General features: G+C 62.4%; 19 protein-coding genes. 4 read left to right on the plus strand and 15 right to left on the minus strand.

Features of this window, described 5'->3' with window-relative positions; genetic code table 11:
* Nucleotides 1-182: 182 nt before the first annotated feature.
* Complete coding sequence (locus WOC76_RS00915) at nucleotides 183-815, plus strand: methyltransferase family protein (RefSeq protein ID WP_341102807.1); 633 nt, start codon at nucleotides 183-185, stop codon at nucleotides 813-815.
* 5 nt (nucleotides 816-820) lie between these two features.
* Here WOC76_RS00915 and WOC76_RS00920 read toward each other — a convergent pair whose 3' ends face one another.
* A complete protein-coding gene (locus tag WOC76_RS00920; protein WP_341102809.1) occupies nucleotides 821-1,576 on the minus strand; it encodes a phospholipase D-like domain-containing protein in 756 nt (251 codons plus the stop codon).
* 60 nt (nucleotides 1,577-1,636) lie between these two features.
* On the opposite strand from WOC76_RS00920, the gene WOC76_RS00925 reads away from it, so the two are divergent.
* Together WOC76_RS00925 and WOC76_RS00930 are read left to right on the plus strand one after the other, a co-directional pair.
* Nucleotides 1,637-2,236 (plus strand): cupin domain-containing protein, encoded by a 600-nt coding sequence (locus WOC76_RS00925; protein WP_341102811.1) that lies wholly within the window; start codon nucleotides 1,637-1,639, stop codon nucleotides 2,234-2,236.
* Nucleotides 2,237-2,587: 351 nt separating this feature from the next.
* Nucleotides 2,588-3,481 carry a hypothetical protein gene (locus tag WOC76_RS00930; protein WP_341102813.1) on the plus strand — a complete coding sequence of 298 codons (894 nt, stop codon included), beginning with the start codon at nucleotides 2,588-2,590 and terminating at the stop codon, nucleotides 3,479-3,481.
* Between the two features lie 40 nt (nucleotides 3,482-3,521).
* Here the strand turns inward: WOC76_RS00930 and trxA are convergent, their stop codons facing one another.
* Complete coding sequence (trxA, locus tag WOC76_RS00935) at nucleotides 3,522-3,965, minus strand: thioredoxin (protein ID WP_341102815.1); 444 nt, start codon at nucleotides 3,963-3,965, stop codon at nucleotides 3,522-3,524.
* 134 nt (nucleotides 3,966-4,099) lie between these two features.
* Complete coding sequence (recD2, locus tag WOC76_RS00940) at nucleotides 4,100-6,283, minus strand: SF1B family DNA helicase RecD2 (protein WP_341102816.1); 2,184 nt, start codon at nucleotides 6,281-6,283, stop codon at nucleotides 4,100-4,102.
* A 440-nt stretch (nucleotides 6,284-6,723) separates the two neighbouring features.
* Between recD2 and WOC76_RS00945 the strand changes: the two genes are divergently transcribed.
* A complete protein-coding gene (locus WOC76_RS00945) occupies nucleotides 6,724-7,437 on the plus strand; it encodes a L,D-transpeptidase (RefSeq protein WP_341102818.1) in 714 nt (237 codons plus the stop codon).
* A 131-nt stretch (nucleotides 7,438-7,568) separates the two neighbouring features.
* Here WOC76_RS00945 and WOC76_RS00950 read toward each other — a convergent pair whose 3' ends face one another.
* The 12 genes from WOC76_RS00950 to WOC76_RS01005 form a co-directional block, all read right to left on the minus strand.
* A complete protein-coding gene (locus WOC76_RS00950; RefSeq protein ID WP_341431226.1) occupies nucleotides 7,569-9,728 on the minus strand; it encodes a type IV secretory system conjugative DNA transfer family protein in 2,160 nt (719 codons plus the stop codon).
* A 245-nt stretch (nucleotides 9,729-9,973) separates the two neighbouring features.
* The gene (gene virB11 / locus WOC76_RS00955; RefSeq protein WP_341102822.1) at nucleotides 9,974-10,978 is read right to left on the minus strand and encodes a P-type DNA transfer ATPase VirB11; all 1,005 of its coding nucleotides are present in this window, start codon (nucleotides 10,976-10,978) and stop codon (nucleotides 9,974-9,976) included.
* Entirely contained in the window at nucleotides 10,926-12,266 is a 1,341-nt protein-coding gene (gene virB10, locus WOC76_RS00960) for a type IV secretion system protein VirB10 (RefSeq protein ID WP_341102824.1), read from the minus strand. Before virB10 ends, virB11 begins: the two co-directional genes overlap by 53 nt.
* A 15-nt stretch (nucleotides 12,267-12,281) precedes the next feature.
* Nucleotides 12,282-13,148 (minus strand): TrbG/VirB9 family P-type conjugative transfer protein, encoded by an 867-nt coding sequence (locus WOC76_RS00965; protein ID WP_341102828.1) that lies wholly within the window; start codon nucleotides 13,146-13,148, stop codon nucleotides 12,282-12,284.
* Nucleotides 13,145-13,894 carry a virB8 family protein gene (locus WOC76_RS00970; RefSeq protein ID WP_341102830.1) on the minus strand — a complete coding sequence of 250 codons (750 nt, stop codon included), beginning with the start codon at nucleotides 13,892-13,894 and terminating at the stop codon, nucleotides 13,145-13,147. Before WOC76_RS00970 ends, WOC76_RS00965 begins: the two co-directional genes overlap by 4 nt.
* A gap of 6 nt (nucleotides 13,895-13,900) precedes the next feature.
* On the minus strand, nucleotides 13,901-14,956 hold the full coding sequence (locus WOC76_RS00975) for a type IV secretion system protein (protein ID WP_341102832.1): 1,056 nt from the start codon (nucleotides 14,954-14,956) through the stop codon (nucleotides 13,901-13,903).
* Between the two features lie 209 nt (nucleotides 14,957-15,165).
* Nucleotides 15,166-15,888: a type IV secretion system protein gene (locus WOC76_RS00980; RefSeq protein WP_341102834.1), complete on the minus strand. Its 723-nt coding sequence runs from the start codon at nucleotides 15,886-15,888 to the stop codon at nucleotides 15,166-15,168.
* A 67-nt stretch (nucleotides 15,889-15,955) separates the two neighbouring features.
* The gene (locus WOC76_RS00985; RefSeq protein WP_341102837.1) at nucleotides 15,956-16,606 is read right to left on the minus strand and encodes a hypothetical protein; all 651 of its coding nucleotides are present in this window, start codon (nucleotides 16,604-16,606) and stop codon (nucleotides 15,956-15,958) included.
* The gene (locus WOC76_RS00990) at nucleotides 16,596-19,031 is read right to left on the minus strand and encodes a VirB4 family type IV secretion system protein (RefSeq protein ID WP_341102839.1); all 2,436 of its coding nucleotides are present in this window, start codon (nucleotides 19,029-19,031) and stop codon (nucleotides 16,596-16,598) included. Before WOC76_RS00990 ends, WOC76_RS00985 begins: the two co-directional genes overlap by 11 nt.
* 10 nt (nucleotides 19,032-19,041) lie before the next feature.
* Nucleotides 19,042-19,338, minus strand: a complete 297-nt coding sequence (locus WOC76_RS00995; RefSeq protein ID WP_341102841.1) for a type IV secretion system protein VirB3 — start codon at nucleotides 19,336-19,338, stop codon at nucleotides 19,042-19,044.
* Nucleotides 19,338-19,649 (minus strand): TrbC/VirB2 family protein, encoded by a 312-nt coding sequence (locus WOC76_RS01000; RefSeq protein ID WP_036279574.1) that lies wholly within the window; start codon nucleotides 19,647-19,649, stop codon nucleotides 19,338-19,340. Before WOC76_RS01000 ends, WOC76_RS00995 begins: the two co-directional genes overlap by 1 nt.
* The gene (locus WOC76_RS01005) at nucleotides 19,646-20,203 is read right to left on the minus strand and encodes a lytic transglycosylase domain-containing protein (RefSeq protein WP_341102849.1); all 558 of its coding nucleotides are present in this window, start codon (nucleotides 20,201-20,203) and stop codon (nucleotides 19,646-19,648) included. Before WOC76_RS01005 ends, WOC76_RS01000 begins: the two co-directional genes overlap by 4 nt.
* Nucleotides 20,204-20,440 lie beyond the last annotated feature (237 nt).

A 20,440-nucleotide genomic window follows, 5' to 3' on the forward strand; every position in this document is an offset into this window, starting at 1 on the left:
CGGTGGTTCGTGTCAAATGCCCCTCCGCAAATAGCAATGGAATCAATAAGCATACGAGGGCAGGATCGTGAGGCCGGTCGGCGCGCGCAAGGGCGCCCCGGCGTTGTTCCAAATTTGCTCACGCCGCGGTTGCAGCCATGCTAATCCGACTTTTCCTCCAGACATCCGTTTGGCTCGCCGGCATGACCGTCCTCCTTTTCGTGCCGGCTGGCACGATCGCATGGCCGGAGGCCTGGATCTTCTTGGGCATCATCGGAGGGGTCGGCGCGGCCGCGGGGCTGTGGTTCGCCCGTCACGATCCTGGTCTCTTGAGAGAGCGGCTCTCCTCACCCTTCCAAACCGGTCAGCCCGCATGGGACAAGGCGATCCTGTCGCTGTTCTTCGCGCTCTACTTGGCGTCCTTCGTTGTGATGGGTCTCGATGCCGTCCGTTGGCGATCGACCGTCATGCCGGCGTGGGCCGAGGCTGTGGGCGCCGTCTGCATCTTGGCGTCCTACGCGATCATCTGGCGCGTCTTGGCGGAGAACTCCTTCGCCGCGCCGGTCGTCCGGATACAGGAGGAGCGCGGACAGAGGATCGTGACGACCGGTCCTTACGGCATCGTGCGCCATCCGATGTACGGCGGCGCGGTCCTATTTCTGCTCGGGACGCCGCTGCTGCTCGGCTCGTCCTACGGGCTCGTCTTCGCGCCCCTGCTGGTGACCCTGCTCGCCGTCCGCTCGGTCTTTGAGGAGCGTGTGCTCGCGGAGCGGTTCCCCGAATACGCCGCCTACGCGGAAAAGGTCAGATACCGCTTCGTGCCCTTCATTTGGTAGCGGGGCTACCAACTCGAGGCTTTCCGCCACCCGGCGGCGACTGCTTGTTCCTCGGTGCAGAACCAGCGTTTGTCCGGCCCCTTATCCATACGCACGCGATCATATGTGCGATCCCCCGGCACGTGATAGATGCGCTCACCATTGCGGCTGACGTTGCCTTTGATCAGGCAACCCGCAGCGACTGAGTTATCCCTCCTCGGTGCGGGAGCGGGATTCGCGAATTGATTGCCGGGGGCCGGCAGCGGATTGGCGCCTGCCCACATCTGCTCGAAGCGGGCCTCGAAGGCGTGGGCGGCGGCCGACTCCCGCAATATGATGAGGTCGTTGTCCTGCTGCTTGAGGCCCGAGGCCGATAGGTTTGCAGAGCCCGAGCGCAGGATCCGGCCGTCGATCGCATAGGACTTCAGATGCATGTAGGGCCCTGGCGCCTTCATGCGGATGCTGCCCGTGATCTCGCGCAGGCGGTCGAGGGCATGCTGTTGGCTGGGGTCGAGCACGATGCGAACGACCACCCCGCGCCGGTGGGCGTCAATCAGGGCGTCGATGACTGGCCAATCGGTCGGCGAATAGGCCGCCATGTCTATCTTCGTGTGGGCCGAACGCAGCAGGTCGACGTCCACGCGCTCGAGGTTCTCGGCAGGCGCGTAATGGATTTCGACGTCCGCGGCTCGGGCCGGCGCCGCGCAGACGGCAAGAAATCCGTGTAAGGCGAACGCCAGCGCAAGGCAGGCGCAAACTCGTTTCCCCGTCGGCAATCCCATCCCCCGGCCTTCCGGAGGTCGCCCTCCTCATATAAGAACGAATATAGAACGGAAGAGGCTATGTCCATGCCCCGCAGATCAAACCGCCGATCGGATCGCTTTGTGGACCGCGAGCGCCTCTTGGCGGCGATGGGCGGCTGCCGGGAAACGATCACGCGTGAACAGGCGCGCATGGAGATCTCAGGCCCGTTGTATTTCTCGTCGTCCACGGTGTTGGCCGCCATCGACGGGCTGGCCCTGATGCTCACCGGCAGGAGGGACTACTTCCATTTGACGGGCCACGGGGTTCATGAGGGGAATGCAGCCGCAGGGAGGAAGCCGATGCTCGCCACCAGGAACCTGTTCGCGAACGTGCCCGAACGCTTGATCGACGAGGAGATCACAATCTTGGCCGAGTTTCCCGGCGCGAGGATCGAGCGGATCGTTTCCACCGGGCAGGCCAGCCAGCCTGGCTTCTGGTACGACCAGGAGCGGGTGGAATGGGTCGTGCTGCTGAGTGGCTCGGCGGGCTTGTTGTTCGACGGCGAGGGCGCGCCGCGCAGTCTGCGTCCGGGCGACTACGTGGAGATCCCGGCCCATGCTCGGCATCGCGTCGAATGGACGGACGCCAACGAGGCGACGGTGTGGCTCACAGTGCATGTGGGCGGCAAAGCTGGATGATGCTGGGCGGAGGGCTCGACGCCGTGGGCCTGTGTTCTCGAGAAACGAATTTGACACCTTTTCTTCCAGCCGATTTGGAGACCGCGATTCGATCCCGTTTCGTCCTCGATGCGTCCTGCCAATCCCGAACTCGGATAGCGCCTCGAACCGCCATCTATACCGACCGTCAACCAACCCGGACCAGGAAAGCGGCGATTTCATCTCCGGGCGCCAACGCCCGTCGCATCGCGTGGGCTCGGGGGCTCCATCCCCATCGCCCCACGTCGAAGGCATCCTCTTGCCCGTAGGAAAGCCTTCAATCAGGATCCGTCGCGGGGAGCGACCCGCTCCAATGCGAGAATGGAGGCGTTCGTGGTCCCAACAACCAAGCTGTTCCAGTCGTTGCTGGACCTTCCCGGCGCGGCGGAATGGTTCGGGGTTCTTCAGCCGGCCTGGCTGTCGCTGGATCCGAGAAGTCTCGAGGCCCTGCGCGAGGAGCCGTTGAACCGGCACGGCGCCCTGCGGATCTCGCCGGACCTGACGGAGGTGGACGTCGAAATGTCCCCGGTCCTTCGGAACGCGATTATCCTTCTCGAAGCAGCATCGAAAGGCGACGGGCTGAAGTTGACCGCCACGGGCAATCTCGCCAGGGTGGTCGTCGACGACATGCGGGACCGTTTCGAGTGGCCGGGATATGAAAAGGCGAGCACCCTCGGTCTTTACAAGGTCATCAACGAGCCCGATTTCATGCCTCTGCATTTTATTCGGATCACGGCGGCGCACGCCGGCTTGCTCCGTCGTCGCAAAGGCGCGCTCACGACGACGCCAGCGGCGCGCGAACTCTTATCCCGGCAGCGGTTCGGCCCTCTGCAAGCCATCCTTTTCCATACGGCGCTCTGGCGCCTTGATTTGTCCTACTTCGGCCGCGGGCTGCTCGGCTCTTGGCCACAAGGCGACATCGGCATCGTTCTGTGGTCGCTGAGTATCGCCGCATGGGATTTGCAGACGCCCGAACGGCTTTCGCGGCTTTGCGCCGTTCCGACGGCGGAAGTTGTCGAGCGGGGGATTTGGGACCGCGGCTCTCTGGCCTTCGAGGCCCGCGTCCTGCGGCCACTGTTCTGGTTCGGTCTACTTGAACGCAGCGCGGAGAAGTCCCAGACGCATGAATTGGTCGAAACGCATCTCTATCGGAAATCGCCGCTGTTCGACCGCTTCCTGAAATTCGATGTGGGAATCGCAGCATACTCCGGCGCGGGGAACGCTTGAGCGCTCTCCATTTCCCGGCACCGGACCGGCAACGCCTCGGTCAGCTTGCGCTGCGTGCGAACGCGATGATCGCGCTGCGGCCAAGGGCCCCGCTTCGTCTATTGATCTCGCGTCCGCGCGAAAAGAGGATCATCGTCGGAATGCTTTGGATGCCGAAGCGGGCGGCGATCTCGGGGACGCGCTCGGTGTCGAGCTTGGCGAGGCGCGCCGTCGGCTCAAGGTCGCGCGCGGCGGCCTCGAATTCCGGAGCCATCGCGCGGCACGGCCCGCACCATCCAGCCCAGAAGTCGACCAGAACCGGAAGCTCCGTCTTGCCAATCATTCGATCGAAGTCCTCCGCGCTCCCGAGGTCGGCGGGGTGGCCGTCGAACAGCGGGGCGTGACACCGACCGCAGTTGGGCAGATTGCCGGAATGAAGCTTGGAGTCGGGTGCCTTGTTCAGGCTGCCGCATTGGGGGCAAACGATGATAACGCTCTTATCCAAGATGCAACTCCACTCCGACTCTTGTCTTCCGATTCCAGGACAGCAAGCCTGGGTTCTGGCTATGATCATTTAGGCGCCCCCAAGGACGCAGACCAGAAGCCGCGCAGGCAGCCATTCGCCTTCGCCCTGCGTCTTCATGTCGCCGTGAGCCACTCCCTCAGCTTCGTCCACCGCCGCTTCCGCCCGTGTGTCCGCACGGCGATGGCGAGGGCGCGCCGCTGCCCAACGATCACGACAAGGCGCTTGCCGCGCGTGACCGCCGTGTAAACGAGGTTGCGCGCCAGCATCGTGTAGTGCTGAGTCGCGAGGGTGATGACGACGGCGGGATATTCGGAGCCCTGCGACTTGTGGATCGTCGTCGCATAGGCGGGAACCAGCGTGTCGAGTTCGCCGAATGGGTATTCGACCTCGCGCCCGTCGAAATCGACCCACAGGTTGCCCTCGGTCTGATCGATGCGGAGGATGCGCCCGAGATCGCCGTTGAACACCTCGCGGTCGTAGTCGTTTTCTGTCTGCATTACCTTATCGCCGGGCGCGAAGCTCGACCCGAATCGTTCGACCTTCTCGGCCATGTTCGGGTTGAGCGCCTTCTGGAGATCGGCGTTGAGCGACCGGGCGCCAAGGGCGCCGCGCTGCATCGGGCAGAGGACCTGCACGTCTCCGATGGGGTCGAGGCCGAAGCGCCGGGGAATGCGGTCCCGGACGATCTCGACGACCTTGGCCGCGCCCTTTTCCGGCTCGCCGGCCTCAACGAAATAGAAATCGGACGTCTCCTCGCGCTTGGGCCATTCCGGCATCTCGCCGCGGTTGATGCGGTGGGCATTGACGACGATCCGACTCTCCGCCGCCTGGCGAAAGACCTCGGTCAATCGCGCGACCGGCAGCGCGCCGGACGCGATAACGTCGGCGAGCACCTGCCCCGGCCCCACCGAGGGCAGTTGGTCCACGTCGCCGACGAGCAGGAGCCCGGCTCGCGGCGGGATCGCCTTGAGCACCGAAAACATCAGCGGCGCGTCGACCATGCTCGTCTCATCGAGGACAAGGAGATCGCAGTCGAGGGGATTGTCGGCGTCGCGGCGGAACCCGCCGTTCTTCGGGTCGGTCTCCAGCAGGCGATGGATGGTCTTGGCTTCAAGGCCGGTCTGGTCGGCCATACGCTTGGCCGCGCGACCGGTAGGGGCCGCGAGGAGGAGCTTCGTTCCCTTGGCGGCAAGGATGCGGAGGATGGCGTCGAGCAACGTCGTCTTGCCGACGCCGGGGCCGCCGGTCACGACGGCGACCTTCGAGGCCAGGACCGTCTCGACGGCGGCGCGCTGCGAGGCCGCCAACGTCTTTCCAGTTCGCGCCTCGACCCAGGGGATGGCCTTCGCGGCGTCGATCGTCGGCCACGGCGGCGCCCCTCGGGCCAAGGCCAGCAGCCGGTCGGCGGCGCCGCGCTCGGCAAGGTGCAGGCCGCGCAGGAACACGCAGGGTTTCCCCTCGATCGCGTCGGCGACGGCCTCGCCATCGGCGAGTTCCGCCTTCAGCGCGCGCCGGACGATGCGCTCGTCGACATCCAGCAGGGTGATGGTGAGCTTGACCAGCTCCTCCACCGGCAGGCCGCAGTGGCCTTCGTCCATCGCCTCCTGAAGGGCGTATGAAATCCCCGCCCGGACACGCTGCGGCGCCTCCCGCGCCATGCCCAGCTTCATGGCGATGGCGTCGGCGGTCTTGAACCCGATCCCGCGGATGTCGCGCGCCAGCCGGTAGGGATTTTCCGTCATGACCTGGATGGCGTCGTGGCCGTAGGTCTTGAAGATACGAACAGCTCGCGACGTGCCGACGCCATTGGCGTGCAGGAAGACCATGATGTCGCGCACCGCCTTCTGCTCGGCCCAGCCGGCGACGATCTTTCCGGCGCGGAATTCGCCGATGCCGGAGACCTCCCGCATCCGCTCGGGCTCCGCCTCGATGATCTCGAACGTCTTCTCGCCGAAGGCGGCGACGATCCTCTTGGCGAGCACCGGACCGATGCCCCGCACCATGCCGGAGCCGAGATACTTCTCGATGCCCTCCGCAGTGGTTGGCGGCGTGGTCTTGAGGAAGTCCGCCTTGAACTGTAGCCCGTGAGCTCGGTCGGTGATCCAGACGCCGACGGCGTGGATGAACTCGCCGGCGGAGATCGAGGCCACATGCCCCACGACCGGGACCAGATCTCGCTTGCCTCGGGCCTTCACCTTCAGGACCGCGAAGCCGTTGTCCTCGTTGTGGAAGGTCACCCGCTCGACGGACCCGACGAGGGTTTCCTTGGGCGGGCTCGAGTTGGCTGAAGGCTGCAAACGGAGATTCCGAGGAGGAGCGGCGGCGGCGCCATTATAACAGGCCACCGTCCCTCCTCATCAGACCTCAGCGACTTTCCCGACGTCGAACTCCTCGTTCGCCGAGGAGCGCGCTTAAAACCGTATCCGATAGACCGGTTTTAACCCAAAGCGGCCATCGTCTGTAAGGCTACGGCCTCGTCTGAATGGCGCTCGACTTTCGCGCCTATCTTTTGCACAAACATCATTTGCCGACACGCGGGGTTAGCAACGCGTCTGCTCGGTTAAGATTCTGCTGCATGATGTTGTGTTAATAGGGCGCGGCGTCTTTCGTTAGTTGCCGTCAAAAACCGTCCACTCCCAGCATGCAGCCTCCGGCCTAGCCGGAAGCGGAACTATCTGTGCCGGTTCGGCGTTCATCTGACGGGTTCCGGCTAACGTGCTACGAAGCGGCGGGGCATATGCTCGTTTCCGCAGCCTTGGAGGGGCTTATGTTCCTATCCTTAAAACAATTGCTGAGAATTGGGCTTTTGCTCACCGCCATTGACGCGGCATTCGTCCTCTTTCCGGTGACGGCTCATGCGGGTTCGGGCTTCCGCAGAGCGATGGACGCGGGTGCGGCCGGAGCCAACAGGGTTGCCGTCCTCGTCAACATCGACAAAACAAGACAACAAATGACAGTTTATGTGGATGGGGTAGAAAGATATGAATGGCCGGTATCAACTGGGCGTGCAGGATATTCAACTCCATCGGGAACCTATACTGCCACCTCTATGAACGAAATTTGGTATAGCAAACAGTGGGACAATGCCCCCATGCCCCATTCCATTTTCTTTATAAAGGACGGCCATGCCATCCACGGCAGCTTCGAAGTAAAGAATCTTGGCAGACCCGTCTCGCATGGCTGCGTGCGTATCTCGCCTAAGGATGCCGCCATACTTTATGCGCTGGTGGAGGAGAATGGCCTGGAGAATACGCAGGTAGTGGTGACCGGCGTTACCCCGGGCGGCGAGAATAATGTCGCTGAGGATGAGACAAGTCCGCGCGGCGAGTATAAGGTCGCTAGGGGTCAGACAAGTCCGCGCCGGGTCAGACGCTCAGTTGGTGTTCCTTATTACGATGAATCCCAGGGTTACTATGGATCGCCATGGCCTTGGGCCTATTCACCTTGGTGAAGGCCAACGGCTTATAGGAGACGGCCGCGGAGGCGCTGGGCCCAGTGTTAGTCGCCGATCCCAGGTGCGCGATTGTCGCTTGTTCGCCAACGCGCAAGCTGACAATCTCCGATGTGGCCAGCTTACGCGCGCTAAACGTTTAGAAGTTCGTGCAGATCATCCGGAGTGTCTCGGAAAAGACCCGCAGCTGCTTCCAGACGCGCCACGTCGGCATCGAACTCCGCTCGTTTCTCGCCCGCCAGAGTCAATGCGACTGTGGCCTTCACCTCCTCCACCCATTCGGTGGCTTCGGCATTGACGCCCGCGACGAGCGCCATCATGTCCGCTGGTTCCCGCGCCCTCTCCACTTCACCACTGCCGGCGCTGGCGTTTGCTACGACGACGGGCGGCAGCGGTGGCGTCGTTTCAACCGGAGAAAACATGCGCGCAGCCCCGCTTAAATCGTCAGACCCAGATCCGCCATGAACAATGCCCGCCCTTTCGGCGCGGTCCGCATTGAGAAGGTTTCGGGCGGCGACGATTTCCGCTCGCAACGACTTGGTCAAAATGTCCGGCGGGCCCGCGCGTTGCATCGAGAAGACGTGCGACTTCTTCAGAGCGGCAATCGACTGAGGCTTGGTTCGAAGCTGCTTGCAAAGTGCAGCTACCGGCTCATTGCTCGCTTCGTTCATCGCCGCGACGAAAGCCACGCGGAAAGGCTCAGCGTCAACGAAGATTTTCTCTGCGGCCGCAATCACGCGCGAGAGCGCCGCGTCGTGCTTTGCCCCAAGTGCGGCAGACACGATCGTCGCTCCCGCATCAGTCGACCAGTCCGACGCGAGGGCGTCAGCCCCAACATCCGGCACGCTCAGTTGAGCGCTGAAAGGCGCCGACGCCGCGACCTTTCGCTTGTAGCCGCCATCCGTAAAGAAGTTGATTTTGTCCAAAACTGCCGCGTACTGGCCACGCATCAGCAGCACCGACTTTTTACTGTCCAATCGGCGAAGGGCTTCCGGCGCCATCAGGGGCTCGAGCTCCCACCGCCCTTGCGTCGAGCGACTCGCGCGGGGCATGCCGCCGACAAGGCTGCCGCCGCCGATCGAAGTGCCCCAGCCTTCTCGGCGAATATAATGCTTTCCGATTTCGTCGGCGCAAAATTTGGCGGTGGTTTCGTCGCCGACCCCGATCAGAAGCTTCACGTCCATATTGCCAACGAGCATGTCCCGCGTCGGCTTGCCGTAGCGCACGTCCAATTGGGTTAGGCCTTGCGCAATCACCGCGATCTGAAACCCGTAACCCGCGACGAGCGGCGCGCGGTCTGCGATTTCAGGCATGCGGCCGAACTGGTAAAATTCATCGAGCATCAGGAGGAGCCTATGCGGCTCGTCGAGGCCTGGAAGGCTCCGCAGCAGCACGTCATGAACTTGCTGCACAAGCAGGCGCACGACGGCTTCAATCGAACCAAAATTGCCGACCGGCGTGCCGATCAAGATCGTGAACGGCTTTCGCCGCAGATCCGCGACGTTGAAATCACTGCGGCTCGTCGCATCGTCGACGAGCTTGTTGTTCCATCCATCGAGGGCAGTGACGATATGCGCCTCGAAGGACATGCGCTGCTTTTCTTCGCGGCCAATGTGCTGGCGAAATTTATCCGCCACGAACTCATTCAGGTGGGGCTCGGCGACCAGGATATCTGCCATCACGGCGGCAAGGCTACGGCCTCGGCTCATCATCTTAAGCGCGGATTTTATCGTTCGCTGTCCGCGCATCGTGTCGCTGTCGAGCACATAACCCAAGAGGCCGGCGAAGAGTCCCCGAGCGGTTTCCGCCCAGTAAGAATCTCCTGTCGCCGGCGTGGGAATAAGGCTTCGCGCAATATTCGCCACATCGGTCGCCCTTTCCGGCCAAACCGAAACGAGATCAAGGGGGTTCCAACAGTGCGATTGCGCCGAACCAGGCGAAAACAGGAAAACCCGCTGACCGATGGCCGCACGAGCGGCGCCAATTTCGACCCACATCTCGCGCTTTATGTCCAAGCCGATCAAAGAGCCGCGCCATTCAAGCGCATTTGGGAGCACGAAGCCGACGCCCTTGCCCGCGCGCGTCGGACCGTTCACATAGATGTGACTCGCGCCGCTGTAGCGCACGTCCTTGCCGTTAAAGCGTCCGAGGAAAATCGAGTAGCCGGGTTCGCCGTTCAGCAGATCCGCTTTCCGCAGATCTTTGAGCGTCGCAAGTCTCGAGCCCCCAAGCGGCGGCTTCATCGCGCGAACGCCTTGAACAATCTGCATGGCGATGACGGCGACGACCACGACCGCGATCGTGGCGCCGAGCGTCGCCCGCGCGATCAAATTCTGGACGACTGGATCTCCCCATTCGCTTTCAGCCGCGTGCAGAGGCAACAGGAGTTCGAATCCTCGCGTAAAGCGAAGCCAGAGCAACCAGTTGTGCGTGCGCCAGGCGACCGCCAGCGCGTAAGAGGCTTCCCATAGAAGGAAAGCCGCCGCGAAGGCGCAGAGCGCGCCGAAGAGGTATAGGGGCCAGCGCATCGGTCCTCTCACGCCTTCCCGCCAAAGCCCCGGAAATAAATTTCCGCGACGCCGCGCGTCGGCCGGCGGCGCAACTGAATCACCATCGGTATGACCGAGCGGATATAGTCCATGATTTCCGCCTTGCTCAGCTTTAGGTCTGATTGCAGCGTCATCAGCGCCAGGCGCTCAAAGGCGCCGTAGGAGCTATCGGCATGCAGCGTCGTCAGCGAGCCGGGATGGCCCGTGTTGATGGCCTGCAGGAATGTCGCCGCCTCAGCGCCACGAATCTCGCCCAGAAACAGCCGGTCCGGCCTCAATCGTAGGCTTGATTCCAGCAGGTCTTGCACCGTGACCTGCGTCAAGCCCTGCCCGCCTTTGGAGGCGAGCAAGGATAACCAGTTCGGCTGTGGCGGCTGGAGTTCGCGCGTATCTTCAATCGAGATCACGCGCTCGGCAGCTGGAACTTCTTTAAGGAGCGCGTTCAGAAAGGTCGTCTTGCCCGACGACGTGCCTCCCGAGATGATCATCGTCACGTGGTTCTTGATCGCGAAGGCGAGCGCCTTATGCACGCCCTCAGGCGTCACGTCCTGCAGCAACTCGGCAAGCTCGGTCTCGATCTCCGGATAGTGATTCAGGTCCGCCTTGAGCGGCCCTCTCACCTTCACGTCCTCGAAAGCGCCCATTCGCGCATAGTCTTCAAGGCCGAGATTGGCGATAACCTGCTTGCGGATCGAGAACGCGCCGCCAGAAGGCGCCGCCGGCGCCAGCACACCCTGAAATCTCTCCCCATGCGGCATCGCCGCCGACAACAGAGGCGTCGACGAGTTCACGGATTGCTGGGTGATAGAGGCCACATGTTCCGCCAGCCGCCTTACTGCCGTCTCCGTCAATTCGGGAACCTCGAAGCGCTCCATGGCGGGCTTGCCCAGCGCCTCGACCCACACTTCCCCGGGCCGGTTGGCGCAGATCTCGATGACGTCAGGGTTTTGTAACCAGACCCGAATGGGCTCTGCCGCGTTCCGGAAGAACACCGGCAGGGTCTCCCAAAGCGGAGTTTTGGTCGCGCCGCGGACGTTTGGGATGCTTGAGTTCATAGAGCGCCTCTTTCACAGGGTCCGGATAGAGGTCGGAGAAATCGAGGTCGCGCTTCACAAAGACGAGAATTCTCGTACCCTGATCGACGTAGATCGTCGGCGGAATGTGAATCTCGTCTTTCAGCGCCTCTACGGCCATGCGCGTGATCGCTTGCGAGGTCGACTGGGCCCCGATCTGCCGCGCGCTCAAGAGCACGGAGTTCTGATTGCCCACTATGGGCACGAGCTGGCCCGTCACTGGATCGAGCGCATATTGCGGGCTCGTTGCAAAATTTTGATTTTGGCCGAGCGAGGCGACGAATTGCGCGACGCCGCCGGTGAGGGTCAACAGAGCGGCGTTTCCGAACCTGTCGAGAAAATGCTTGTCCACCTCGCCTGCGAGACCCGAGCGGCCAAGATTATCCGTCCCATAGGATCCGAGCATCAGCGACACGCCGTCGGCGCGCAGCATGCGCGTCCAGATGATCATGACGCGCGACTGCCCCCGGACAATTCCTGAGCGGTATTCGCCCGTGAGCATCGTTCCCTTGGGGATAAGGACCCGACGCCCGTCGAAGGAATAGACGTCTTCGCTCACCGACGCCCTCACATTTCCTGGAAGGTCGGACTGAATGGCGGTTTCCAGCACGCCGGGGATCATGAAGCCCTGCGGCACCAACGCATCGATCCGCGTGTGCTTCACAGCCCGGGCCCGCGTCACGTCATTTTCGGCGTTGCGAAGGAAGCGGCGGTTCGGGTCTTCCTCGTCCCTCTCGGCGCCGGCCCTTGCAGCGGGATCGACCGACGCCGTTCCTTCCCGGTCGTTGATCGCGAGCATGGGCGAACGAAGGCGGGCCTCCAGTTTCGCTTCGGCTTCCTTGCGCAGCCGTTCGAGCTCCGCCAGGCGCCGCGCTTCGCTATCGTCTGGCCTCGGTTCTGTAACGGGCTGAGGGCCAACCACAGCGGCAGGCTGCGGCGCCGGGGGCGCGGGAATCACGAATTTAGCGGATTCGACTTTTGGCGGCGGCCGGTCGAAAGACGCGCCCGGTTGGAGCCTTGCGGTCGCAAATGACTCGTCGCCGGCGTTCTGCGGCTTACTTTGCTTGCGACTCGACGCGTACCACATGAGGGCGATGATGGCGGCGGCAAGAACCGCGACCGCGCCCAGCGCCACATTTGGGTTCGACGACTGGCGCGTGACCGTCTCGTTCGCGAGCCGGCCTTCTTCCTCGAAATCAGCAGCCATGATCCGGCGCTCCTGTTATTGCTGCAAGCTGGCGCTCGGCGCGAGGCCGTTTGAGAGAAAGTTCGTCAAGAAGCCGCCCTCGGGCGCATGGACGGCCTGGATTTCGGGTTGCACATCCGTCTCTTGCGCCCTTGGCGGCGGATCAGGTTCGGCGCGCATGTTGAAGACGCAAGCGGTCGCGGCCCCGTTGCGCATCGTCCATTGACCGGCTGTGCGATCGACGACAATCATCTCGCCCTCGCGCCGGTAGTTCACGAGGGTCTCGGACCGATCGGGATTGACCAGGAAGATGCCGGGAACGTCCCCGGAAAACCGAAAATACGTTTTGGTCCCGTCGTCGAAGACGTGCTCGGGTTTCACGTGCGGCGCGCCTTTGTAGCTGTAATCGAAGTTTCGGATCGCCGAGCTCTCGGCGTTCCGCTTATTGGGGAAGGCTGCAAGCTCGCGCGCCTTCTCCAAGAGCCGCGCGTCCGCTTCTTCGTCCGGATAGGTGAAGCGGACTTTGAACACGACCCGACGATCGTGTCCGCTGCTCGTGCGCAAGATGAACGAATAGATTCGCTTCCTCGTCGTCACGACGGTCATGTTCGTGACCGCATCCGGCTCCAGTGGCTTGATAAAAAGAAATTGCTTCGATTGATCGGGCACCGCCTGCCAGCCAATTGTGTCTCCGAGCGCGACCGTCGCAATTTTCTCGTCGTCATGGAGAACGATGATCGTCGAGACGCCCCGCGTTCCCCAGATCGTGACGACGTTATCCTTCTCGAAAGGCACCGTGCGCAGACGCGAATCTGCCGGAACCGGCAAAGGCGCGCGCTCAGCGGCGGCGGGCGACGACAAAACGGCGGCGAGCAGGAGGCTTGCAAGCAAAACTTTCGTCATTGCTGGCCTCCTCCGCCAAGCGGAGCCACAGTTTCCTGGTCTTTGCGATACTCGACGACTTGAAACCCGAGCGGGTTGTCGAAGCGCCACTCGTTGCGCATCGGCTCCTGCGTGTAGCGGAACCTGACATTCGCGGCCCAATGCTCGATGACCTGTTCGCGCTCATTTGTTCGCGTCGTCATGAACCGAACTGCCGCCGTTGCGGGCGCCTTGGGGTTATCCATCCAGCCATGCGTGAGAAAGTTCACGCTTTTGACATAAACCTTGACGCGTCCGGTCGGACCCAAGAGTTTCATTGGGCTGTTTGGATTGGTTAGGGAAAATTGTTCCGCGAGCTCTTTGCTGGCGCTTCCGCTTGAGAGCAGCGACGCGAGCTCGAAATTATCCCTCAGGGCCGGGGGATCGTAGGTTTCGCGCGCGCGGATGAAACGGACGATGTTCGCTTGCGTCACCGCCTCGCGCTCGGAAATCGGCCCCCCGCTCTCAAGCGGCCGAGCAACCTCGACATAGCCCGTCGACTTGTCCACCAGGAGCGTCACGACTTCGGTGGATTTCAAGGGAATGAGCATGAACAGGGCGACGAGCGCCGCGAGAAGCGCGAGGCCAATCAGGCTTGCGACGACGCGCCAGGCGTTTCTGGAGAGCTCGAGCCGGCGGTAGATGTCGCGCTCCCAGCGCGCTCCATCGTGATAATAGCTATCGTTCACCAGCGGCGACCGCCCGCCGGCCTGCACATCGTCAGACATGGATTCCTATCTCTGTTCGCGGCGAAGTTGAGCGGCGCGGCTTTCAATTAGGGCAGCCGCCACCTGTTCCGCGCGGGGGTCGTAGCCGCGCTGCACGGTGGCGCCGCCTGGACCGATTGAGTATCCGCCGCCGCTTGGCGGCGGCAGCGCAGTTTGGCGGTAATCGTTGCCGCGCCAGTCTCGCCAAAGCCGCCAGGCGCCTTGCGCCCGGCCTTGAAGGTCGATGACGTCGCGCAGCGCGTAGCCGCCAGCGACCGAGGCTGCGATTTGGAGGGAAAGCGGCAGCAAGGCGCTTCCGACGCCGCAAAGGATCAAGAATGGCGCGATCACCGTCATTGCGGACGATGCGTCCGTGATCGATCCCAAATTGGTGATGGTGGAGTTCATGAGCGTCAGCAGAAATCCAAGGATTCCGTAAACGACGACCGGGACGATCGCATATTGCGCGCAGGTGCGCAGCCACCCGGTGAAGAGGACCGAGCTAAAGTTGAAGAGCGCCATCGCGATGAACAGCGGCCCCAGCCCCAGCAGCACGAAGAGAGCGATCTTGCCGACCAGGACGAGGCTCACGGCGATCGTGATGAAGACGACTGCGGCGATGAGCAGCACGATTGCGAGCAGCGAGAGGCCGATCGCGGCGCCCCAGCCGCCGGAAGCGGCCACAGTCTTGCCCGCCGTGAGCGCGTTGGTGAAGAGCGTCGAAAGCGTGGAGGAAATCGAGTTTTCCGGCGTGCCGCAGTTCGTCCCGCCGACGCCCGAGCAAACCGCCGTCGCCACGCCGTCTGCTCCTTTCGTGAACACATCCACGACGATCGACGAGAAATCGCCCCAGCTGAAGGCCAATGTGTAGATGGCGCCGATGCGAAAGATGCGCCATAGGAACGCGCCCGCTGTCAGCGGCGCGCGCCCGTAGATCATTTCATATCCCCAATATGCGACGTAGATCGTCAACGCCACGGTGAACACCGGCGCAAGGCCAGAGGAGATGGACTGATAAATCTGTTGCACCGCCGAAGCGGCGACGGTGTCCACCTTCTGGAAAAGCGCCGAGATAATGTCCACGGCGGTTCCTCCTTTTTTAGCGATTTATCGGGAGAAGCGGCCCGCAATCGCTCGCCGCTGCAAAGGCTCGTCCAAAAGACCACACAGAACTGTCGCGCGTGCAGGGCGCTATCAGGTCCCTATGCGCGCAAGCCGAGAGGGCCGTTAGCGCTATCCCGAGCGTGACGATGAAAGCGCCTCTGGCAATTCTTCTCATTGCGCTTACTCTCCTACTGCCCAACCAGCGTGGCCTTCGAAGCGTCGTACGACCACATGTTCGCTAGCTTCGATTGAGCGGCGAGATCCTGCTGTTGCTGAGCATTCAGGGCGGCGTTCGTCAGGTTCACGGTGCCGATCAATTCGTTGACGGTCTGACCCGTTTGAGTCTGGATTTGCGAGTTTTGGTCGATCGATCCCTTGATGTCCGGCGCCGAGCCAATTTGTCCCGCCGCCCCTCTGAAGCCCGACGACCTCGTCACCGAGGCGGCTTGAGCGCCCGACACCGCGGCGGTGATGGCGGCGGAGGTGTTGACCGCGCCCGTGTAAGCAAGGTCGGTCGTCGACGCCGCCGAGGTCGCTCCGGTGAGCGTTTTGGCGAGATTGAGACCATTGATGATCGAAGACGCCAACGAGCCATAGGAGCCAAGCCCGCCCATCGACAGGGACCCGCCGCCAAGCAGCGAGCTGAGGTCCGGCGCGCTCGAGAGCGAGAAGCCGCCAAGGCCAATCGAGGACAGGCCTCCCGTGGACCGATCGCCCGTCACCGCCGCCAGCGTGTGATTGACCGTCTCGAGAATTTGCTGGTTGGTGTTCATGATCTGGGCAGTGTTCTGCGCGGTCTGCGTCGCCTGGGTCAGCGTCGCCGTGTCGATAACCGGGACTTGCGCCAATGCGGCGGCGCTAAGGAGCAACCAGCTCCCGAGCGACAATGAAAGCAGCGGCTTCCTGATCATGATCTGTCTCCTCTGGCCTCGCCTCACGGTCCCGTGGAACGCGGGACGACAGTCGCATTTGTGTCAGTCATTGCGGGGGCCCTATGAGCGTCGCTTTGGCCGGATCGAAGGCCAAAGCATTGGCCGCCCGGCTCGCGCCGGCGATAAGGTTCAGCCCACGCTGATTGAAGAGCTGCGCCGTCAGGCTTGTCACCATGATCGCCTGGTTCCACGTTCCGCCGTTGTTGCTGCGCGCGCTGCTGTTTTGGTTCCAGGCGGACTGGGAGAGCGCGATCGCGCCGATGATGGCGCTGGCGATTTGCGTGTTGTTTTTGTTCCCTTGAATGCCGCTCGCGACCGCGCCCAAAGCCGCGACCGTCTGCGCCACTGTGTTCAGGTTCAGCGCTGTGACGCTCGTTCCACCGCCGATCACGGTAGTCTGGACAGCGCTCAAATCCATGTTGGAGACGACGCCGGTGGTGGGCGCCGTCACATTGTTCGCTGAGAGGAGATCGCCGCCAACTGACGGCAATTGGCCCTGCCCCGGCGTCTGCAGGCTTGCTGTAATCCCCTTCGAGGGTTGCAAGGTCGATTCCTTGTAGACCCGCGCTTTGGCCGTGCAATCGGAGATGCTTTTTTCGGTGGTCTCCCGAGCGGCGTCGGTGACGGGCGTATCGGCGAAAGCCGGCCCAGCGGAGGCGAGAAGGGAGGCCGCCAGCGGAAATAGTCTATGCCGCATGGGAAACCTCCCGCGTCGCGGAGCGCCAATTGCAAAAAATCGGAACCCACACGCGTGGGTCGTCCCCGACACGGGCGCGCAACTCTTCGCACTCCTGGACCGTGTCGACGTTCCCGGAGAGAACTTTGACGATATCGAGCATGTTTGAGAGATCGAGCCGCGCGATGACCGAATCCTGATCGTGCTTGATCAGGAACTGGCGCGAGTCGGGATGCGTGTTGAGCACCCATTCGAATTCGCGCTCGGAGAGCTTGAAACCCGTCACATAGCTCTCGAAGTCCGCTTTGGGATTGGGGAAGAAGATGTTGGTCGGCGTCTGCTCGAGCAGCGTGTGCCCCATTGGGGAGGCGACGATATCCTTCGCCGACTGCGTGCCGAAGCCGACGATCCCGTTGAGCTTGCGGATGGTTTTCAGCTTGTCGTTGAGAAAGCCTGCGAACTTGTCGTCGGTCAGGATTTTCCAGCCTTCGTCGATGAACAGCATCATCGGATTGCCATCCATCATCCCCTCGATCCGGTGGAAGATGTAGCCGAGCGCCGCCGTGCGGATGTCGTCGTCATCCAGAACCTTGGTCATGTCGAAGCCGAACACGCCATTTGACGCCGACCACGAGTCGCGCTCGTTGTTGAAGAGCCATCCGCGAGCCTTGGTCCAAACATCGAACCTCGACGCCAAATCCTCTTGGCCGAGCTTCTCGCTGCCCCTGAGCAGATGCGCGACTTCCGCGAAGCGCCGATCCTTGGCGGGCACGGCGAAAATTTGATCGATCGCGCCCTCGACGATTTTAAGCTGATGGGCGCCAAGGTCCGAGCCGTCGCGGGGCCGCACCATGAATTTCAGGAGGTCTTCGAGGAATTTGCGGTCTTCATGGGAGCCTGGAAGCTGCAGGGGGTTGAAGCCGGTTGGAACGCCGGGGACCAGCACTTCATAGCTGCCGCCCATGGCTCGGATGAGCGGATCGGCGCCGCGGTCCTTGTCGAAGAAGGCGACGCGCGGGCGCGACGTCACCCGCATGGCTTGGCAGAGCAGAAAACCGAGGCCGACGGTCTTGCCCGAGCCGGTCGGGCCCGTGACCGTGAAATTGCCGACCTGCCGGCGATGGAAGTTGAAGTAATAGGGGGTCTGGCTCGTCGTCTCCAGGACCGAGATCGCCGGCCCCCAGCGATTGCCCTCAGCCCTACCGACGGCGAAATTGTGGAGCGAGGCGAAGCCGACGAAATTACGCGAGGAGATTAGGGAGCGTCGGGCAATATAGGCGAAATTCCCGGGCATCTGCGCCCAGAAGGCGGGCTCGGCGTTCATGTCCTCGCGGACGACGATCGTCCCGAAATTCTGCAGCTCCTGCGTCGCCGCCTGAACGCATTTCTCCATTTCGCGGATGGAGCGGCCGAGCGCGCAGACGGTCAGATGGTGATAGCCGAGGACCGTTTGGCCGCTGACGAGCTCGTTGCGGGCGGTGTTGATCGCCGCCTCGACCTCCGTCCCCGCTTCGTCCGAAGCGGCGATCTGGCGCTCGACCTTGGCGACGTGCGACATGACCGGCGCGCGGTCTTCGAGCGCGAAGGACTGAGAGACGATCATTTCGTGCGGGACGCGCAGGAGGCCGTCGAGCATCCCGGCGCCCGTGTAGGCCGGATACTCGCGAATGGAGAGCATGGCGGCAAAACGGGTGTCGGCCTCCGACGCTCCCCTGAATTCAAGAGCCTTCTTGCCGAAGGTGATGCGCTTCGTCGGCAGATAGGCGTCGAGCGCCATGCGCGGCAGAGCCATGTGAAGCGGCGCCCCGCCGTTCAGCAGCTGCGCCAGGAACTCGCTGATCTCCGTGCAGACGGAGCCGCGGCGCATTCTGCATCCGAGGATTTGCGCCCCGTAGCTCGCCATCTCCCTGCAGAAATTGGCCGTGACGTCGCGCAGCTCCCGCTTGGCCTCGCGTTCGATCTCCTTTTCTTCGACGCCGAGCCCCTTGCGGAAAAAGCTCGTCGCCTTGTCCGCCATGCCGACCTTGCCCTGAAACCCCCGGCGAATGATCGTTACATAAAGATCGTTCACGAACATGCGTTTATGGGCCTGGTTCGCCATGTAGCGGCGATCGAGCTCCGCGCAGAAGAAATTGTCGAAGCCGCCGCCGATCTCTGGCGTCACTTCGCGCCGGATGATGTGGGAATAGACGGCGAAGCGGCTGTCGTTCATCGAGCGGATGAGCGTATTGCGGCTCGAGAGCCGCATATCGATCTCCGCCTGGTCGGCCGTCTGAAAGCAGAAGCCGCCGACCTTAACGACCATCAGGAAGTGGCCCTCCTTGGTTTTGAGCATGTCCTCCTCGACATGCCGAAGATAAGGGACGTGCTTCGAGACCCCGGCCTCGCGGCCGCTTTGCGCCCCGAATTTCAAAGACTTGAGAATATGCGCGGAAAGCTTCGCCACGATCGGCTCCTCAAGGCTTGTAGGAGTCGCCGCCCCAAAATCGGTGATTTCGGGTGATGGGGCATTTGCCGTAGCGCACGAGCAAAATGTCGACGAACCGATTGTCCCGCACCGTCAGCGCGTAAGCGAGGCCGTGGATGGGCGCAAACAGCAAAAATATCAGCAGGTTTTTGGTGTTGATGAAGATGAGAACGATGACGCACCATTCCATCACAAACAGCACATAGGGAACGCCGAGCATCATGGGTGGCCTTGTGAGCCCGCCGACAAGCGGATCGAGACGGGGCTTCGCCTGTTGCCGGATCATCAGCCCTGCCCGTTTGTGAGCGACTGGACGATTTGCGCAGCGCCAAAGATCAGAGCCACGCCGACGATGACCGAGAAGGCCCAGGACCAGGGAATCCGCGAGGTGAGAGCGAGATAGCCGACGGCGGCCACGGCGACGGTGGCGGCCGTCGTCGCGAAGGTTCCCGTCATGAATTGCAGGACGCTCGTCAACGCGGTGTTCAGGGGCTGGAAGGTCGCCGTCTGCGCCAGGGCTGAATCGGGCCCGATAATCAGCGCCAATCCGACCATAACGCCCAGGAACATTGCGTCGGAACGCGAAAAAAACGTCATTTACTTTCTCCTTCGTCATCAGGAGCCACATAGAGAACCGACCCGCCGATCCACTGCTGGTCTCTCGCCGAACGGCTCTTTCCGACTGGCGGCGTCTCGCCTTCTGAGGCTTCCTGAGCGTTCCGGCTCGCCTCGGGGCCGCGCTTTCCGCGCCGCGCCGAGAAATCGCCAAGCCCGTAATATTGATTCGTCACGGCGGCCACGTAGCGAACCGTTTCAGAGTTCGCCGGCACGCCCTTCGCCTGATAGACGCGCTCGCTGCCGGCGTTGTAGGCGGCGGCGACGAGCATCATGTTTCCCTGGAACTGGACGACAAGGTCCTTCAGGAACAGCATCGACCCGCGGACATTCTCGAGGGGATTGCAAATGTCCACGACGCCATATTGGGCGGCTGTCTGCGGCATGAGCATCATCGGCCCGCGTGCGCCCCTCGGGGAATTGAGATTGGCGCCGTTTGACGATTCCTGGTCGAGAATCGCGAGAGCAAGCTTCTCGTCGACTCCCGCGCGCCGCGCCTCGGTTTGAACAAGGCCTCGCAGGCTTTGCGAATCCATCTCGGCCGCGCAGGCTCCTGATTCGGCATCCTCTGTCGGCAGGCTCCGCGGCGCGTCTGAGGCCCGCGCCAAGGCGACCCTTACAACTCCCCTTGGCGCGGGCTTTCGCTCGTCGGCGGCCGCGATCGCGGGAAAAAGACAGAGGATGAGGAGGAGCGCAATGCGCATCGGGCAATTCCCTGGTGAGTGACTCCCTCTTAACAAAATATAATAAATTGGCAACAGACAAAATCTGCG

Origin of the sequence: Methylocystis sp. IM3 (genome assembly GCF_038070105.1) — a bacterium.
Lineage (GTDB): Bacteria > Pseudomonadota > Alphaproteobacteria > Rhizobiales > Beijerinckiaceae > Methylocystis.

Coding starts and splice junctions, on each gene's coding strand:
- WOC76_RS00915 (WP_341102807.1), top strand. CDS start 183: ATGACCGTCCTCCTTTTCGTGCCGGCTGGCACGATCGCATGGCCGGAG.
- WOC76_RS00920 (WP_341102809.1), bottom strand. CDS start 1,576: ATGGGATTGCCGACGGGGAAACGAGTTTGCGCCTGCCTTGCGCTGGCG.
- WOC76_RS00925 (WP_341102811.1), top strand. CDS start 1,637: ATGTCCATGCCCCGCAGATCAAACCGCCGATCGGATCGCTTTGTGGAC.
- WOC76_RS00945 (WP_341102818.1), top strand. CDS start 6,724: ATGCTCGTTTCCGCAGCCTTGGAGGGGCTTATGTTCCTATCCTTAAAA.
- virB10 (WP_341102824.1), bottom strand. CDS start 12,266: ATGGCTGCTGATTTCGAGGAAGAAGGCCGGCTCGCGAACGAGACGGTC.
- WOC76_RS00965 (WP_341102828.1), bottom strand. CDS start 13,148: ATGACGAAAGTTTTGCTTGCAAGCCTCCTGCTCGCCGCCGTTTTGTCG.
- WOC76_RS00970 (WP_341102830.1), bottom strand. CDS start 13,894: ATGTCTGACGATGTGCAGGCCGGCGGGCGGTCGCCGCTGGTGAACGAT.
- WOC76_RS00980 (WP_341102834.1), bottom strand. CDS start 15,888: ATGATCAGGAAGCCGCTGCTTTCATTGTCGCTCGGGAGCTGGTTGCTC.
- WOC76_RS00985 (WP_341102837.1), bottom strand. CDS start 16,606: ATGCGGCATAGACTATTTCCGCTGGCGGCCTCCCTTCTCGCCTCCGCT.
- WOC76_RS00995 (WP_341102841.1), bottom strand. CDS start 19,338: ATGATCCGGCAACAGGCGAAGCCCCGTCTCGATCCGCTTGTCGGCGGG.
- WOC76_RS01000 (WP_036279574.1), bottom strand. CDS start 19,649: ATGACGTTTTTTTCGCGTTCCGACGCAATGTTCCTGGGCGTTATGGTC.
- WOC76_RS01005 (WP_341102849.1), bottom strand. CDS start 20,203: ATGGATTCGCAAAGCCTGCGAGGCCTTGTTCAAACCGAGGCGCGGCGC.